The organism is Chryseobacterium sp. 2TAF14 (assembly GCF_052115105.1).
Lineage (GTDB): Bacteria > Bacteroidota > Bacteroidia > Flavobacteriales > Weeksellaceae > Chryseobacterium.
On the sequence record NZ_JBFRGA010000144.1, the window covers coordinates 1 to 16,958 of the forward strand.

14 protein-coding genes and 2 pseudogenes are annotated in these 16,958 nt (G+C 32.7%); 7 read left to right on the forward strand and 9 right to left on the reverse strand.

Translation table 11 applies throughout. The annotated features are described in order from the left end of the window. The 7 genes and pseudogenes from AB4Y90_RS13310 to AB4Y90_RS13340 all read right to left on the reverse strand — a co-directional run. Window positions 1-288: pseudogene (locus tag AB4Y90_RS13310) on the reverse strand (YceI family protein); the annotation flags it as partial. Between the two features lie 78 nt (window positions 289-366). After that, a complete protein-coding gene (locus AB4Y90_RS13315; RefSeq protein ID WP_441558050.1) occupies window positions 367-933 on the reverse strand; it encodes a YceI family protein in 567 nt (188 codons plus the stop codon). A 142-nt stretch (window positions 934-1,075) separates the two neighbouring features. Beyond that, a complete protein-coding gene (locus AB4Y90_RS13320; protein WP_441558051.1) occupies window positions 1,076-2,125 on the reverse strand; it encodes a glucokinase in 1,050 nt (349 codons plus the stop codon). Window positions 2,126-2,238: 113 nt separating this feature from the next. Further along, window positions 2,239-2,811, reverse strand: a complete 573-nt coding sequence (locus tag AB4Y90_RS13325; RefSeq protein WP_441558052.1) for a hypothetical protein — start codon at window positions 2,809-2,811, stop codon at window positions 2,239-2,241. Window positions 2,812-3,164: 353 nt separating this feature from the next. Then, window positions 3,165-3,305, reverse strand: coding sequence for a hypothetical protein (locus AB4Y90_RS13330; protein ID WP_441558053.1), 141 nt, complete (start codon window positions 3,303-3,305; stop codon window positions 3,165-3,167). 58 nt (window positions 3,306-3,363) lie between these two features. Beyond that, a complete protein-coding gene (locus AB4Y90_RS13335) occupies window positions 3,364-4,386 on the reverse strand; it encodes a helix-turn-helix transcriptional regulator (protein ID WP_441558054.1) in 1,023 nt (340 codons plus the stop codon). A 153-nt stretch (window positions 4,387-4,539) separates the two neighbouring features. Further along, on the reverse strand, window positions 4,540-4,872 hold the full coding sequence (locus tag AB4Y90_RS13340; protein ID WP_441558055.1) for a HopJ type III effector protein: 333 nt from the start codon (window positions 4,870-4,872) through the stop codon (window positions 4,540-4,542). A gap of 413 nt (window positions 4,873-5,285) precedes the next feature. Between AB4Y90_RS13340 and AB4Y90_RS13345 the strand changes: the two genes are divergently transcribed. The 3 genes and pseudogenes from AB4Y90_RS13345 (at window position 5,286) to AB4Y90_RS13355 (ending at window position 8,386) form a co-directional block, all read left to right on the forward strand. Further along, window positions 5,286-6,671: an RtcB family protein gene (locus tag AB4Y90_RS13345; RefSeq protein ID WP_441558056.1), complete on the forward strand. Its 1,386-nt coding sequence runs from the start codon at window positions 5,286-5,288 to the stop codon at window positions 6,669-6,671. Window positions 6,672-6,854: 183 nt separating this feature from the next. After that, a pseudogene (locus tag AB4Y90_RS13350) lies at window positions 6,855-7,325 on the forward strand (nucleotidyltransferase domain-containing protein); the annotation flags it as partial. After that, window positions 7,298-8,386: a nucleotidyltransferase domain-containing protein gene (locus tag AB4Y90_RS13355; protein ID WP_441558062.1), complete on the forward strand. Its 1,089-nt coding sequence runs from the start codon at window positions 7,298-7,300 to the stop codon at window positions 8,384-8,386. The pseudogene AB4Y90_RS13350 and the gene AB4Y90_RS13355, both read left to right, overlap by 28 nt. A gap of 73 nt (window positions 8,387-8,459) precedes the next feature. On the opposite strand, the gene AB4Y90_RS13360 is transcribed toward AB4Y90_RS13355, so the two are convergent. After that, window positions 8,460-8,894, reverse strand: coding sequence for a cold-shock protein (locus AB4Y90_RS13360; RefSeq protein ID WP_408088171.1), 435 nt, complete (start codon window positions 8,892-8,894; stop codon window positions 8,460-8,462). Between the two features lie 684 nt (window positions 8,895-9,578). On the opposite strand from AB4Y90_RS13360, the gene AB4Y90_RS13365 reads away from it, so the two are divergent. From AB4Y90_RS13365 to AB4Y90_RS13380, 4 genes are all read left to right on the forward strand, one after another. After that, window positions 9,579-12,005: a TonB-dependent receptor domain-containing protein gene (locus AB4Y90_RS13365; RefSeq protein WP_441558057.1), complete on the forward strand. Its 2,427-nt coding sequence runs from the start codon at window positions 9,579-9,581 to the stop codon at window positions 12,003-12,005. Between the two features lie 184 nt (window positions 12,006-12,189). Continuing rightward, on the forward strand, window positions 12,190-14,331 hold the full coding sequence (locus AB4Y90_RS13370) for a hypothetical protein (protein WP_441558058.1): 2,142 nt from the start codon (window positions 12,190-12,192) through the stop codon (window positions 14,329-14,331). Continuing rightward, window positions 14,328-15,086, forward strand: a complete 759-nt coding sequence (locus AB4Y90_RS13375) for a hypothetical protein (RefSeq protein ID WP_441558059.1) — start codon at window positions 14,328-14,330, stop codon at window positions 15,084-15,086. The genes AB4Y90_RS13370 and AB4Y90_RS13375 overlap by 4 nt, the downstream gene beginning before the upstream one ends. A 158-nt stretch (window positions 15,087-15,244) precedes the next feature. After that, the gene (locus AB4Y90_RS13380; RefSeq protein WP_441558060.1) at window positions 15,245-15,976 is read left to right on the forward strand and encodes a hypothetical protein; all 732 of its coding nucleotides are present in this window, start codon (window positions 15,245-15,247) and stop codon (window positions 15,974-15,976) included. 749 nt (window positions 15,977-16,725) lie between these two features. Here the strand turns inward: AB4Y90_RS13380 and AB4Y90_RS13385 are convergent. Further along, the coding region (locus tag AB4Y90_RS13385) for a hypothetical protein (RefSeq protein WP_441558061.1) at window positions 16,726-16,958 on the reverse strand (233 nt) is incomplete at its 5' end.

The window sequence follows — 16,958 nt, forward strand, 5'->3', positions numbered from 1 at the left end:
CAGTTCGTTAGTCAGTTTCACCTGATCGTCACCAGATACATCTGCAACAACAAGGCTTCTCATATCGATTACAAACTCACCATCTACCAAAACCGTTTTATCAAAAGTAAATTTACCGCTTTTGAGTTTCAGACTTCCATAGTGAGACGAAGCTTTAGTTTTTACCACTTTATGCCCCCACCATTTGATCTCGGATGTTACCACTTTTGAAATTTTATCTCCTTTCTTTTGGGCAAAAACAAATGATATGCTCGCACACATCATAACAAACAATAGTAATCTTTTCATTATATTTTATTTACAATTCAACAAAAATAAAAAAAAGTGTAGAACTTCTACACTTTTAATAATATTTTTTTAAATAAATTATTTCGCACTCACCTTTACGGTCATTTCGATCTCATCTTTCACAAAAACATCTTTCATTGAAGATTTGTAAGCAACATCAAAATTTTGTCTGTCAAAAGAGAATTTATTTGAGGTTAAAGTTACCACTCCATCTTTCACAGTTACATTTGCAGGGAAAGAAACAGGGTTTGTTTTACCTTTTACCGTAAGATTTCCTGTGATTGTACGGTTGTAAGTTTTATCGTTATTTTTCTTTACTGAAGTAATTTTAAAAGCTGCAGTAGGGAATTTTTCAACTTCGAAGAAATCTCCGTTTTTAAGGTGACCGTTTAATTTACCCTGTGTTTCTCCCGAAACATCTGTTGCGTTGATAGAATTCATATCCAAAACGAAAGAACCTCCTGTAATTTCGTTTCCTTTCATTACGATGTTTCCAGATTTTACGTTGATTGTTCCGTCGTGAGAACTTGCCTGAGATTTGGCAACCTTATAACCCCACCAGTGAACGTCTGAGCTTATTACTTTTTTTGCCTGCCCGAAAGCTAATCCACTAGCCAAAACCGCCAATAAGAATATTTTTTTCATTGTAAATTTTTTAATGTTTATTAATGCTGCAAATGTAATTATCTTATTCAACAATTCATCTTGATGTACATCAATAAAAATCTTTTTTTGGTATGAATAAAATCAGGCATAAAAAAACTCCGAATTTCTTCGGAGTCTCAGTTTATTCTGTAAAATAAGCAGTGTAAAGTGCTGCACCGTTTATATTTGTACTGTCTGTATTGATCAGATAAATCGGAATATTCTTCAGCATATCTTCCATTTTGTCGCTGATCTTGAATTTTTCGTAGAATTTATCTTTATCAATATATTCTCTTATAATCTGCGGAATATCTCCTGCAATCAGCAATCCGCCTGTCGCTTTAAGCTTCAGAGTAAGGTTATTTGCTTCTCTTGCCAAAAACTCAAGGAAGGTGTCTAAAGCAATTTTACAGATCATTGCATCTTCATGCATTGCTGCTTTATAGATTTCTTCCGTAAAATTTCCGTTTGCCAAACGCTCAGAAAGCCATTCCGGTTCAGGGTGTCTTTTCACGTCCCTTAAAAATCTGTAGATATTAAACAGACCTGTTTTAGAAAGTACATTTTCCCAGCTTACAATTCCGTAGATATTATTTAAAAACTGGTAAAACTCTACCTCAACATTTGTTCTTGGCGAAAATTCTGAATGACCTCCTTCAGTTGCAAACGGCCTTAAATATTTTCCGTCAAAGAAATATCCCGCTTCTCCCAAACCGTTTCCTGGTGCAAGAATGGCAACATTTCCTTTTTCAAGGTGACCGCTTGTATAGATAGCATCCAGATCAGAATCATTCAAAAGAGCAATTCCGTAAGCTGATGCTTCCTGATCATTCAGCATATAGACTTTTTCAAAACCAAATTTGCTGCGGTATTCTTCTACATCTAAGCTCCAGTTTAAACGTGCAGGATGACTTTTACCGTCAAGCACAGGTCCCGGAACCGAAATCCCAAGTCGCTGAACATTTTCTAGCTGAGAATCCTGAATAAACTTTGAAAGCACATCTGTAAACGATGAATATTCTTTGGTAGAATAATTATTTTTAAAATTAAGTTCTATCCCGGAATTTCCTGAAGTATAATATGCAATCGTAGTTACATCTTCTCTCAAATTGGCTCCGATAATAGAAATATTATCATTATTGGTATTTTTTACCCCCGGTAAATAGAGAGGAAATTTTGGATTCAAGTTCATAATCGCAAATTTTATCAAATATAATAATTGTTTTGGTATTTTGTGTATGGGAACAGAAAACCTTTTCAAAAACTCGAAAAGGTTTGGTTAATAACTGATTATATTTTGTATAATTATTTCCCTAAAGGAATATTGTACGAAAATCCTGCTCCGATGCTTCCCACATTATAGTCCTGAGAAGCTGGTGATGCAATATCTCCGTTGCTTCCTGCAAAAACTTTCTGGTATTGTACAAAGAAATTCCAGTATTGGTTGTGATATCCGATTTCAGGTTTTAAATAAAACCCTCCATCTGGTCTGTTTACTGTAGAATTGGTTGCCACTTTTTCATCGCCAACCAAAAATCCGTAACCAAGATCTGCTCCGAAATAAAATCCTGTTTGCTTAGGATACACTCTGAAAAGCGCTGCTACAGGAACTACACCTACATCATTATTGCTATATCCGTTGTTATCTTTTCCAAAATAATGAGTATAACCCGTTGCGATACCTAATCCGAACCCCGGAGTAATAAGGTTTTGATACGCTACATCTACACCTACTGCGGCAGAAACGTTATCTGAAGGAACAGCAATACCTGCAGTTGCCCCAACTTTGATCATATTATTCATCTGAGCACTTTGCGCACTTACTAAACCGGCTGTTAAAATTCCAGCTGCTAAAATGGTTTGCTTAAACATTTTCATAACTCTGATTTTTAAATTTTACTAAAAGGGCAGATGTAAAAATCATGCCAAAATAACTCACACTTCCTAATATCAAAGCTGAGAAATCTCTTAAAATAATGAAACCCAAAGTATTAAAATCTAAAATAAATAGTTGTTTTAACTTAGTCTGAGTTCAGATAAGAAATTGGGCAATTTTTTCTAGGTAATACTTTAATTGTTGAGTTAAAATTTGCAAAAAGCAAGCTTTAAGTTAATCATCAAAAAAATTACGTTATCGTTTTAAAAACTGTCATCGAAGATTCTTAGCCGGAAAAACGGTATTTATGACTTTATATAAAAAAACCTTCCAGATTATTGGAAGGTTTATATTTTTAATGTGGCGAAGGAATCGATTTGCTTGCATCTTTTTCCGCCTTGTTTTTATCAATTTTCTCAGTAACTTTTTTAACGATAAATTCTATAACAATTGGCACAACAAGAGCCACTACAGCTTTTAATATTCTGGATTTCATAATAATTTTATTTTCGAAATTAAATTACAACTTTCAAGCCAATTTTTAATTAAACAAATTATGATTCTTCATTTGTTGTATTTTGATCCTGATAATTAGAATGAGCGATTCTAATGCTTTTAGCGATTCTCTTTTTCAATTTTCTCGGACCTAAAACCGTAAGAAACTCTCCCATTCCCAGAATCATTCGCTCCAGTTCAAAATTGAGCTGCACGCAAATTTTAAAAGTAGTTCCGCTTTCATCTTCGTTAATAATTTCCTGAGAATGATGAAAAGGTTTGGTTTTTACATAAGGTGCATGTTGCGAATTAACGATAAACACAACATTCTGAGGTCGCTGTGTTTCTGAAACCGTCGCTCCAATCACTTCACCAAAATAACGGTCTGCATCAAAATCTTTGTCGATATACTGCGTTTCGTGATCTGTTTCGATCGTTATTATCCGGTCTAAAGCCAGATTGTAAATCGCTTTTTTGTGCCAACAAATCAAAAACCAACGGTTGTTATATTCTTTCAGCAATTGAGGATGAATCGTCAAAAAATTTTCTTCTCTTGCCTTAAAACTTTTATAGCAAATCTTTAAAACCTTTTTATTTAAAATGCTTTCGTACAAAACATCGATATGTTCCAAACCTTTCAATTGTTCGTTTTTATCTAAATGAATAATCGATTTTTGATTGGTAGAATGTATAGAATCTTCCAGTTTTTGAATAACACCATTCATTTCCTTGAACATCGAAAAATCTTTAAACTGCTTTAAGATCTGTATTGCGTTATTCATTGCTTTCAGGTCATTTTCGTTCACCGAAATATTATGAATACTGTAATCCTCATCACTGTACCGGTAATATTTTCTTTCGTAAACTTCAATCGGTGCTTCATAGCCAAATTTTTCGCTGCGCATATTCTGAAGATCAAGCTGCACCGTTCTTTTGCTCACAAAAGATTCTTTTCCTTCAAATTCAAAAAGAGCTTCAGAACATTCGTCAATCAAATCTTCCAGAGTATATTTTCGGTATTTATTCTTCAAACATTTGTCTAAAGTTTTATAGCGGATAAGAGCGTTTTTGTTGGATGACATTTTTTTGTTTTTGTGTTTTTATGTCATTGCGAGGAGCAAAGCGACGTGGCAATCTCAATGATATTTTTAGCCTCTTCCTTACCAAGGAAGCATTCAAAAAATCTCTTCTAAATTATTTGAGATTGCTTCGTCTTTCATTCCTCGCAATGACAATTATTTTCTCGTCAAAGCTTTTCCTTCAAAAGAAATTCCGTCCCAGCCAAATTCCATAAAGTTTCTGATGTTTTGATGATCATCACCTTCAGGGTTTTGTAAAACATCTTTTCTGTAAAATTCACCGAAAAGATTTAATGTTTCTTCTTTCGACAAATCATTCAGTTGTGCAAAACTGAAAACTTTGCACGAACCGTTATTCTGCCCTGCTTCATTTACCGTGTTTCCGTTGGTAAATTTTGTTGGAGTAAAATCATAATGTCCGTCAATAAAGGCGATTACATCATTAAACTGAATTTCTTCGGATGATTTTTCTAATTGTTCGAATAGCATATTATTTATTTTTTAATATTAATATAGAGATGCAAAAATTTTCATTTAACACATTAGAGTCTTTTAGTTATCAACTTTGAAAACATGAAGAACACATTAGAAAAAATCAGAGATTTTAAAAACTTATGTGTTCTTTTAATTGGTAAGCTGTAAACTGAACTTATGTTTTCTAATGTGTTAAAAGAAAACTTTTGAGATTTAATTTTTTCAAAAATAATTAAAATATTTTTATCTGCGCAAAAAGATTGCATACTTCTACTTTTACTTTGCATTAAGAAAATGACAGAACAGCAATAAAAAAGCAGAATCTTTCGCAGCCCGACTTGAACGGAGCTCTTTTTACGAAACGAAGTGAAGTAAAAAAGCGGGAGTGGAAGGCGGATGAAGCTGCCCAAATTAAAAAACAAAAAATTATGAATACAATTACAGGAAACGAATTGATCGCTTTAGGATACAGACCGGGAAAATGGTTTGCAGAAGCTATCGAATATATCAACGAAAATCAATTGGATGAAATTCAAATCGCTGAATATCTTGAACAATTTAAATCTCCGGATCCTATTCCGTTGCATGATGAGCCGAAAGATTTTATCATTAACATCAGAGCAGAACACGAAAACGAATTGGATAACGTAGAAAAAGTGATCAACACGATGAAAGTTTTGATGAAAACTCCAACATTGGTTGAAGGTGCAATTATGCCCGATGCTTGTCCGACAGGTCCGGAAGGAAATATTCCGGTTGGCGGAGTTGTGGTTGCGAAAAATGCCATCCATCCCGGATTTCATAGCGCAGATATTTGTTGTTCGGTAATGTTGACAGATTTTGGAAAAGCTGATCCTAAAGAAGTTTTGGATGCAGCCCATTCAATCACCCATTTCGGATACGGAGGAAGACCGAGAGGTGAACAAATGCCAATGTCTCAGGAATTGATGGATGCTTTCAGAGAAAATGATTTTTTGAATGACGAAAAGTTAATCAGCATCGCCCGTTCTCATATGGGAACTCAAGGTGACGGAAACCATTTCCTGTTTGTCGGAATTTCTAAAAATACAGGAAACACAATGTTGGTAACTCATCATGGATCGAGAGCTCCGGGAGCAATGTTGTATGATAAAGGTATGAAGGTCGCAAATAGATTCAGACAAGAAATTTCACCTGAAACATTGAGAGAAAATGCATGGATTCCGTACGAAACTGAAGAAGGAAAGCAATATTGGGAAGCTTTGCAATTGATAAGAAACTGGACGAAAGAAAACCATGAATCTATCCACAACGCTGCTTTAGAAAGACTAAATATCGAAAAGCAAAACAGGTACTGGAACGAGCATAATTTTGTATTCAGAGACGGAGATCTATTTTACCACGCAAAAGGAGCAACTCCGCTGGATGATAAATTTTTACCGGATATTACAGGTCCAAGATTAATTCCATTAAATATGTCAGAACCCGTTTTGATTGTTCAGGGAACAACAAATGATAGAAATCTGGGTTTCGCTCCTCACGGTGCAGGAAGAAACTTCAGCAGAAGTTTTCATAAAAAATCCCTGGCTCATAAAACGGTTGAAGAAATTTTTGAAGAAGAAACAAAAGGTCTGGATGTAAGATTTTTCACCAACGATATTGATATTTCTGAATTACCGAGTGCCTATAAAAGTGCCAAAAATGTAAGAGCGCAGATTGAAGAATACGGATTGTGTGAAGTCTTGGATGAAGTGATGCCTTACGGATGTATTATGGCGGGAGATGTGCAGAAAAATGCACCGTGGAAGAAAAAAAAGAAATTTAGAAAAGCTTAACTTTTGGATATACGCAAAGTCGCAAAGTTTTTTCTAATACTTAAAACGACAAGGCGCAAGGATTTTATCTTCGATAAAATTTCATGTGGAATATTTGCTGAAAATCTTTGATTTTTCTTGCCTTATAAACAGTTTAAAATTAAAAAAACTTACGCCTTTGCGTTTAACCAAAAAAATAAAACAATGACACCAAAGATATTAGAAAAACTAAAAGAAGTTGAGGAAAGACATGGTGTAGAAATACTTCTTGCCGTAGAATCCGGAAGCCGAGCCTGGGGATTTGCTTCACCAGACAGCGATTACGACATACGTTTTATATACCGCCACGAAAAAGACTGGTATCTTTCACCTTGGGATAAAGATGAAACGATAGAATTTATGACCGAAGATGATCTGGACGGTTCCGGTTGGGATTTAAGAAAGACTTTTCATCTTTTATTGAAATCAAATGCCGCTTTGTTAAGTTGGTTTTATTCACCTATCGTTTATGTAAAAAATGAGAAATTCTATGAATTGTTTAAGCCTTTGGCGGATGAATGCTTTTCTCCGATAGCGATTTCTTACCATTATCTGAGCATGAGCAAAAAATATCTGGAATCCTGCAGAACCGATGAAGTAAAACTGAAATCTTATTTTTACTGCTTACGAACCTCATCCTCTTTCAATCCATCTCCGGAAGCCGCGCTTTCGGGCTTGCAACAGAAAATTCAGATACCGATATTCGTGGAGTGTATTATTTACCGAAAGAAGATTTCTTTGGTCTGAATTATATTCCGCAGATTTCTAATGAGACGAATGATATTACGTATTACGAAATTGGAAGACTCGTTGAACTATTGCAAAAAAACAATCCGAATATTCTGGAAATTCTGGCAAGTCCGGAAGATTGTATTCAACATAAAAACCCGTTGATGGATTTACTTAAGCCTGAAGATTTTCTGTCTAAATTATGTAAAGATACTTTTGCCGGATATGCCATTTCACAGATCAAAAAAGCGAAAGGTTTAAACAAAAAGATCCTAAATCCTATTGATAAAGAAAGAAAATCAATTCTTGATTTCTGTTATATTTTAGAAAATAATGGTTCAACTCCGTTAAAAAAGTGGCTGCGAAAATTCCCCTCCTCTGGAGGGGTGTCCGAAGGACGGGGTGGTTTAGTTCAGGAAAAATGCGGTTTGATAAGTATCGATAATACCAAAGGAATGTTTGCGCTTTTCTACGATGAATCCGGGGATTTAAACTATAAAGGAATTATTCAGAATGAAGAAGCGAATCAGGTTTCTGTTTCGTCGGTTCCAAAAAATGAAAAATCTTTAGCTTTTATGTTTTGTAATCTCGATGCCTACTCTACGTATTGTAAAGATTACCGTGAATATTGGAAGTGGGTTTCAGAAAGAAATGAAGATCGTTACAATGTCAATCAAAACCACGGACAAAACTACGACAGCAAAAATATGATGCACACAATTCGTTTGTTACAGTCGTGCGAACAGATTTTTAAGACCAATTCTTTGAATATCCGCATAGAAAATCGGGAGGAATTGTTAGACATCAAAGCCGGAAATTGGTCTTATGATGCAGTAATGAAAAAAGCCGAAAAGCTGATTCAATCGATAGAATATTATCATTCAAAATCCAGTCTTCCGGAATATCCTGATGTAGAAAAAACCACAAAAATTTTAGTGGAAATAAGAAACTCTTTATATTATAATTAAAACAATAAAGGCTCCGAATCGGAGCCTTTTATATGATATTATCTATTGGGTTTCAATACCAAAAACCGAATGATTATTTAACCATTCTGATTTCTACGGCAACAAAACCTTTCGGAGATTTCTCTTTTTCGAAAGATACTTTATTTCCTTTTTTGATAGGTTCCATGCAGTTGTTGCTGTGGAAGAAAACATTCTCTTTAGAACCGTCTTCTGTAATAAAACCGTAGCCTTTTTCACTGAAAAAAGTTACAATTCCTGTCTTTACCACCTCTTCAGCTTCAATAGGAGCTGCACCCAATTGAATGTTGTTGATATCAAAATCTTCAACATTGCTGTTATCCGGTGGTGTAGAAGTCAACTGACCGTTTGCATCTACGTACATGATCATGTCATCAAGACTTTTACCTTTGTTGTTGCTTGTTTTACGCTCTTCTCTTTTCTGAGCTTTTTCTTTTGCTTTTTGAGCTTTTTTCTTAAAATTTTCTTTTTTCGAGAAAGAATCCGCCATATATTATTTAAAATTTATTTGTTAAGAAGTTGATATTGCTGAGTATAATTTCACTTTGAAACTAATATTTTTCTCAAACAATATTATCCTGAAATTAGAGAAGAAAGGCATCCTATTGTTTTTCAGTAGTAATAAAAGATGGCCGGCAAAAGTATTTTTTAAGGAATAAACTGAGGCATCTGAAATGTGAAACTGAGAGAAAAAATAAATGTTTTACACTTTATCTTAAAGCAAAGCTGAAAAACCTTTCTATTAATTGCTTTGCAAATATACGACAAATATAATTGAGATTAAGAATTAATATAACATTTTAATATTCAATTATTTATCTAAACTGAATTTAAATATAAAAATAAGCACTTCTCAGCTTACACCAAATTATCAAACTATATATTTCTAAATATTAAACAACTGATTGTAAGTATTTTATATTTCATCTATTCTCTTTCATCTATTTTATTAAAAAAAATTGTAACAAATTATTAAACTCAGCAACAAATTAATTGATATATCAATCTTGAAGTAACAGAATCTGGCCTGAAAACCATTAAAGACGTTCAGAAAATAGTAGAACAAAACAGGAAAATCGCTTTAGACAGCATTTCCAAAGAAGAACTGCAAATAATGAATAATGTATTATTAAAAATCTCGGAAAATACAATCAACACAAAAAAATAAAACACTATGCTACGACTAATCCTTTTCCTCTTTGTTTGGCTGATGTCACTTTTCACCCTCAAAATTTCGGCTCAAACTACAGCTTCCCAAAGTTATTCTCTTTCAGGAAGCATTGATTCCGGCAAGGTAAATCAGGTTGAAATTAATTTATTCAATGCTGAAAATAAGCTGGTAAAAACAGAAATCGCAGATCAGAACGGAAAATTTATCTTCAACGATCTTACAGACGGAAACTATATTGTAAAAATCAACAAAAACGGTTCTGAAGCCTATAAATCTGATCTTATTCAGGTAAAAGAAAATACAAATCTTCCAACGATTCATTTAAATGAAAAAACGATTGAAGCCGTAACGATTACCAAAGCAAAACCTTACATCGAAAGGCAGGACGGAAAAATGATTCTGAATGTAGAAAACAGCATCGCAGCAACAGGAACTTCCGCTTTTGAAGTGCTGGAAAAAGCGCCCGGCGTAAATATTGACGGAAGCGACAACATCAGTCTGCGTGGAAAAGGGAATCTTCTCATCCAGATTGACGGCAAAAATACACCGATGACGGGAACCGATCTTGCCAATTATCTTCGTGGAATTCCGTCTTCGAGTGTAGAAAAAGTGGAATTTATTACCAATCCTTCTGCAAAATACGATGCTGCAGGAACTTCAATTATCAATATTAAACTTAAAAAAGATCAGCGAAAAGGCACAAACGGAAGCCTTTCCACTTCTTTAGGAACCGGAAAATACATTAAAAACAACAACAATTTCAGCATCAATCACCGCAACAAAAAAGTGAATATTTTTGCCAATTACGGTTTTGCCTACAGAGAATTTTACAATCATCTCGTCTTAGACAGAAATTTTTACGACAACAGCGGAAATTTTGAAAAAGCTTATCTGCAGGACAATTATTTGAAATTTAATTTCAGAAATCACATCGCAAAAGCAGGAATGGATTATTACCTGAACGATAAAAACATCATTGGTTTTTCGGCTGGTTTCGTAAGCAACAGATTTGATCCGAGAGGTGATAATTCGAGTCTGGTTTTAGGYAGTAATCAGCTTCCTGAAAGTACTTTTACCACCCAAAACCGCTCAAAAGATCACTGGAAAAATGTTTCTTTCAACCTTAACCACAAATACAAAATCGATTCTTTGGGTTCGGAGCTTACCACCGATTTCGATTACATCAATTATTCAAATACTTCGCTCCAGAATTTTGATACGAGAAATTACGCCATCAACGGAAATCTTAGCAGTTTTGATATTTTAAAAGGCGATATCAACGGAGCGCTGAATATCTATTCCCTGAAATCTGATCTGTCTAAAAGCTTAAAAAACAACTGGAAAGTAGAAACCGGAATTAAAACCAGCTTTGTAAAAGCAGATAACGATATGCAGTTTTTTGATGCCACTTCGGGCGTTTCAATTATCGACCAGAACAAGACCAATCATTTTATCTACGAAGAAAACATCAATGCATTCTACGGAAATGTTTCTAAAAAATGGGACAAATTCAGCGCTATATTTGGCTTAAGAGCAGAAAATACAAACGTTACGGGCAATCAACTTACAACCAATGAGGTCAACAAAAAGAATTATACCCAGTTGTTTCCGAGCGCCGTTATTTCTTATGATTTAAATGAAAAAAACAACATCGAACTGAATTTCAGCCGAAGAATTACAAGACCGAGCTACAACCAGTTGAATCCTTTTAAATTCTATCTCGATCCAACCACCTACAAAGCCGGAAATCCTGATCTGAATCCGCAGACAACAATGAATTATGAATTGACTTACAGCCTCCAAAACAAATATTTTGCAACATTCAGCTACAGCAAAACCTCCGATAATATCACCGATGTTCTGAAACCGACTGTAGAAAACGGCAATATCGTGGTGGTGCAGACCAATGATAATTTAAGTTCAGCATCTTATTTAGGATTGTACCTTATTACGCCTGTGAAAGTGACAAAATGGTGGGATATGAACAACAGCGCCAATTTCTATTACGGAAGCTACACCGGAAATATTTCTGATACTTACATTAAAAACCAGGGAAATTTCACATTCAATGTCAACAGCATCAATTCTTTTAAGCTTGGAAACGGCTTTACAGCCGAGCTTACAGGAAATTACAGAGCGAGAGAAGTCTATGCTTATATGGATCTGAAACCCAACTGGTATCTGAATATCGGTGCTCAGAAGAAATTTAAAAACAATAGCACGTTAAAATTTTCATTCAACGATATTTTCTTTACCAGCAATCCTGAAGCAAAAAACGTTTACTCCAATTACATCGAAAATTTTGTGGTTCGAAGAGAAACCCGTGTTGCCACACTTTCTTACACTTATAATTTTGGTTCATCCAAAAACGGACAGCCCAGAAAAACCGGCGGTGCAGATGATTTGAAGCAGAGAATTGGGAATGGGTGAGTCATTGGGAGGAGCGAATAACTGTCATTGCGAGGAACGAAGTGACGAAGCAATCTCTACTTTGCAAACACTCTATTTGTCATTCCGTAGGAATCTAAATTGTTTGATTATAATATTATAAGGTTACGGTTTTCCGTAATCTTTTTTATGAAGAAATCATATATTTGGGAAAAACAAAAAAACTATGAGTTTCAAATTAATTGCAATTAGACCTCTTAATGATTGTAATCCTAAATTTTTAAAGAACTTGGAAGAAAATAGAGTTTACAAATTTTATGATGATTACACCTTTAAATTTAAAAACAATAACCTTAATGATGAAATAAAAAGTATAAAATATAAACCTACAATTCCTGAAAATTTATATAATCAAGGAAAATTGAATATTAATATTTCCGCTGTTGTTGGGAAAAACGGAAGTGGAAAAAGTACTTTAATGGAATTATTGTACTTAGGTTTTTTCTACTTATCAACATTAATTGATTTACTTGAAATTGATAATATCAAAAATACATCTAAAAATTTGCAATTTGAAGATAATGGAACTGTCATAAAAAACATTCTTTCATTCTTTCAAAGTGATTTCTACTTTACAGAATATAACTTAAGAAACAAAAACTTATCAGATTTAAATAATATTGATACTAAAGATGTTTTAAGAATAATAAAACATTTTTCTGATGAATTAAGAAAGCATAAATTAAATCCTAATGAAAATTTTGTATCTATAGGTAGACTAAGACTAGAAATTATATATACATTTGATGATGTTACTTTTTACAATCTTAAACTTGATAATGATGAACAATTTAAAGATCAAAAAGACAAATTATATTCGCTTAAAATTATCGGTGAAGATGAAAATCTGAGTCTTAAAGAAAATGAAGAAAAAAGTAAACATTTGTTTTATAATCTAGGAGTCAATTATTCACATTATGCTTTAAATTCAAAAGACATAGGAAATTGGATAAACTCCTTATTTCATAAAAATGATTCTTATCAAGCACCTATTGTTTTAAATCCAATGAGAACTGAAGGAATAATAGATATAAATAATGAAAATTATCTAGTTCGCTCTAGAATGCTATCAAACATTTTAATACAAAGTTCTTTAAGAGAATTAGCGCCAAAAAAAATAATCCAAAAAATACTTTTAGAAGTAGATAATGAAAAATTTGAAATCAGAGATTTTGATAAAGATTTTATGATTATACTTCAGTCAATTTTAAAAAAATATGAATTTGACTCATCTTTCTATGATTCTAAAGATAGTTTAAATGTAAAAAAATATATCTATCGTAAATTTTCAAATATATTAACAGGATATAAAAAGTATATCGATAAATATAACAACACTAAAATAGAATTATTAGATCAAGAAAAAATTGAAGATTTTATCGAAACAGTTTTAGAAGATGATAGCCACGTTACATTAAAATTGAAACAAGCTATTTATCACTTATATAGTGGTCATTACTTTTTAGAAGATAAAAATTATATCATTGAAGATTTAAATGAATACACTTCATATTTAAAAGACAATAACCCGTTTAATTTCCGATTAATTGAACAAATATTACCCTCTTTTTATTCAGTTGATTATCTTTTTGAGGATGAGAGTAGCTTTAATAATATGAGCTCAGGAGAAAAGCAAAAAATACACAGCCTAAGTTCATTAGTTTATCATTTGAGAAATATTGATTCAGTTAATAATAAGAAAAAAAATAAGAAGACTATAATTGAAAAAAAAGATGAAATAATTAAGTATGAAAATGTTAATCTTATATTCGATGAAATAGAGCTTTATTATCATCCTGAATTACAAAGAACTTTTATAAATGATTTATTACAATACATTGATAATGCAGAGCTTTCAGACATAAAAAGTATTAATTGTATTTTTATCACACACAGCCCTTTCATACTGTCAGATATTCCTACACAAAATATTATGTTTCTTGAAACAGAAGAAAAAAATGGAATTGATGAAAATGGAATTGAAGAAATAAAAAAGAAAACTATTCAAAAAAAGAATTTAAATAAAACTTTTGCTGCCAATATACATGATTTATTAGCAGATAGTTTTTTTATGCAAAATGGATATTTAGGAGAATTCGCAAAACTAACAATTAAGGAAGTAATTAGTTATTTATCGAAGAGAATAAAAGAGACTAATAAATGGAATAAACAAAATGTAAAAATATTTATCGATCAAATTGGAGAACCATTATTAAAGGATAGCTTAAATGAATTATACTATACAAAATTTCCAGAAGAGATTGAGAAGGAAATTAAAAGATTAGAAAAAATTAAAAATAAATTATGATAAGTATTTCATATGATATTGTTGAAAATTCCCTATCAATGTTCCGGCAAGAAATTGATAGGATGATTGCTAAAAAAAAGGTAAAGGTAGAAAATCTTTTATTGGAGCCTATAAAACCTGATTATTCCAATTTAGATCAAAAACAGATAGATCAAAAACAGGCAAAATACAAGAAAAGCCTTAATTCTTATAATATTGTTACGATTGAAAATAACAAAAAATATATAGAATATTTATTATTGAAATATCATGAAATTATTTACGCAAATCCTATCTCGTTAATAACGTTTGAATCAAAATTTGAAAAAATAATTCCAAAAGAATCAATAACAAAAGAATTTAAAGATGTATTACTTAATGCAATGGATTATGACGGATGGAGAGACAACTTCTATCCAAAATATTTTCATTCAATTGGTATAAAAGCATGTGTTTACTGTAACTCACAATTAGCAATTGTAAGCCATAAAAAACATAATCATTTTGAAATTGATCATTATAAGTCAAAGGATAAATTACCATGCTTCAGTACCTCTTTTTATAATCTTTATCCTGTTTGTGGAAGTTGTAACAGAAAAAAATTAAATAAGGAAGTTTTATTTGATTTATATATTGACAGTAGTCAAAATAGATCGGCCTTTTCTTTTGAAATTGAAAAGTCATCTTTAGCCAATTTTTTAATATCTAATAATAGTCAAGATTTAAAAATAATATTCGGTGAGCAGGATAAAACGAAAATCAGATTAACCCGATAGTTAACCCGATAGCGCAGATTTACAATCCGTACTTCAAAAAACCAAAAACCCCAGCCTCCCGCTGGGTTTTCATTACACTAAAAAAAATTTCATCAAAAACCTATTTCAATTCAAAATAAATTCTATATTTGAATAAACAATTTAAAACACAAATGATTATGTCATCAACATCCGAAGTAGGACACGCCAAAAATGTGGCAAACCTACAAAAACTTATTCAGCAGATTTCCGTTTATACCCTTTACAATCCTCCGGTTCCAAGCCTTACGGTTGCAAATTTACAGACCTTATACACCACCGCTAACGGGAAACTGGCAGAGGTAGAAGAAAAAAGGCACAACAACAAAATTGCCATCGCACTGCGCCAAGCCGCCTTCGAAAACCTTAAAACAACCTGCACCAGAATTATCAATCGCTTAGAAATCTTAGGATTGGTATCCGGAACTTTAGACCAGGCAAAATCTTTAAACCGATCTATCCAGGGCAGAAGTAAGAAAAAAACAAGCGCTGCAAATACGGACAACGAACAACAATCAACCAACAACCAGATTTCCACTTCCCGACAGTCATTTACGCAGCAAACCGAGAATTTTGGAATTCTTCTCCAGTTATTGGCAACCATTCCAAGCTACAGCCCTGAAGAAGAAGAGCTGAAATTAAGCTACCTCAACTCGTATAAAGACTCATTAATTGGCGCTACTCAAGTTGTTGACCAAACCGAAGCCGAGCTCAACGTGAAACTCATTGAAAGAAACAAAATTCTATACACCGAAGAAACAGGACTCTATCCTATTGCCCAGAACGTAAAAAAATACGTCAAAAGCCTTTACGGAGCCACTTCCCCGGAATACTTAACGGTTTCACCCATCACCTTTACAAAGCAAAAATAATTTTGTGATATGTTAGAAAGAATAAAGGAATCCCATCATCTTAATTCTTTCGTGATAAAGTTACATTCTTGCAATGTAGCTTTATTTTTTTGCGATATCATTTTATATTGGCACGATCCGACTTTATATTTTAGCGATATTGATTTATATTTTTGCATTATTAAGTTATATTCTTCCGTCTGTAAGTTATATTCTTCTATCTGCGAGTTATATTTTTACGTCTACAAACTGTATTCTTGCTTTATAAAATAATATTGACTTAGCCTGAATTCGGGATAAGATTTTTAACCGCAATGTCAAACAAAGAGTTAATAATACAGCTTTAACTATTTAAGTTAAACAAAGGCGTTACACTATTATTATTAATTGCACGTGGTTAACGCTGCTCAAGCCAGATCAGTTATTGAGAGAAACAATACAATCATATATAAAATTACTTTATCAGGTTAGAGCTTGTTTAAATTTTATTCAATAAATTTTTTATAGCTTTTTCTTAATTTTCTAAATTAAAATAAACTCTGTTTATTCTTAAATTTAACATTAAGAATTTTAGTGAGTTAAGTTTATTATGATTAAGGAATCAATAAATTGATTTTTATTAAGTTTTTTAAGCTAATGGGGGCTTAATTCCTTAATGGTAAAAATAAATTATAAATTTAAACAGGCTCTTAGATTGCTTCATCACTTCGTTCCTCGCAATGACATATAAAACAAAACCACCGCAAATACGGTGGTTAATATGTATAAGATTATTGATCTTGTGGTTCGTTCAAAGGCTTGTGTTCTCCCGGCTGATCTTTCCCTTCGGGATTTACTTTTCCTTCCGGTCTCGCAGGTCTGTCCTGTCTGTTTTGCCCTTCCGGTCTTGGACCTCTTTGTTCACCTTCTTTTTTCTCTGGTCTTGGTGGTCTTGGCAATAAAACTTTTCTTGAAAGCTTCATTTTCTTACGGTCATCATAACCCATAAATTTCACCTCAACTT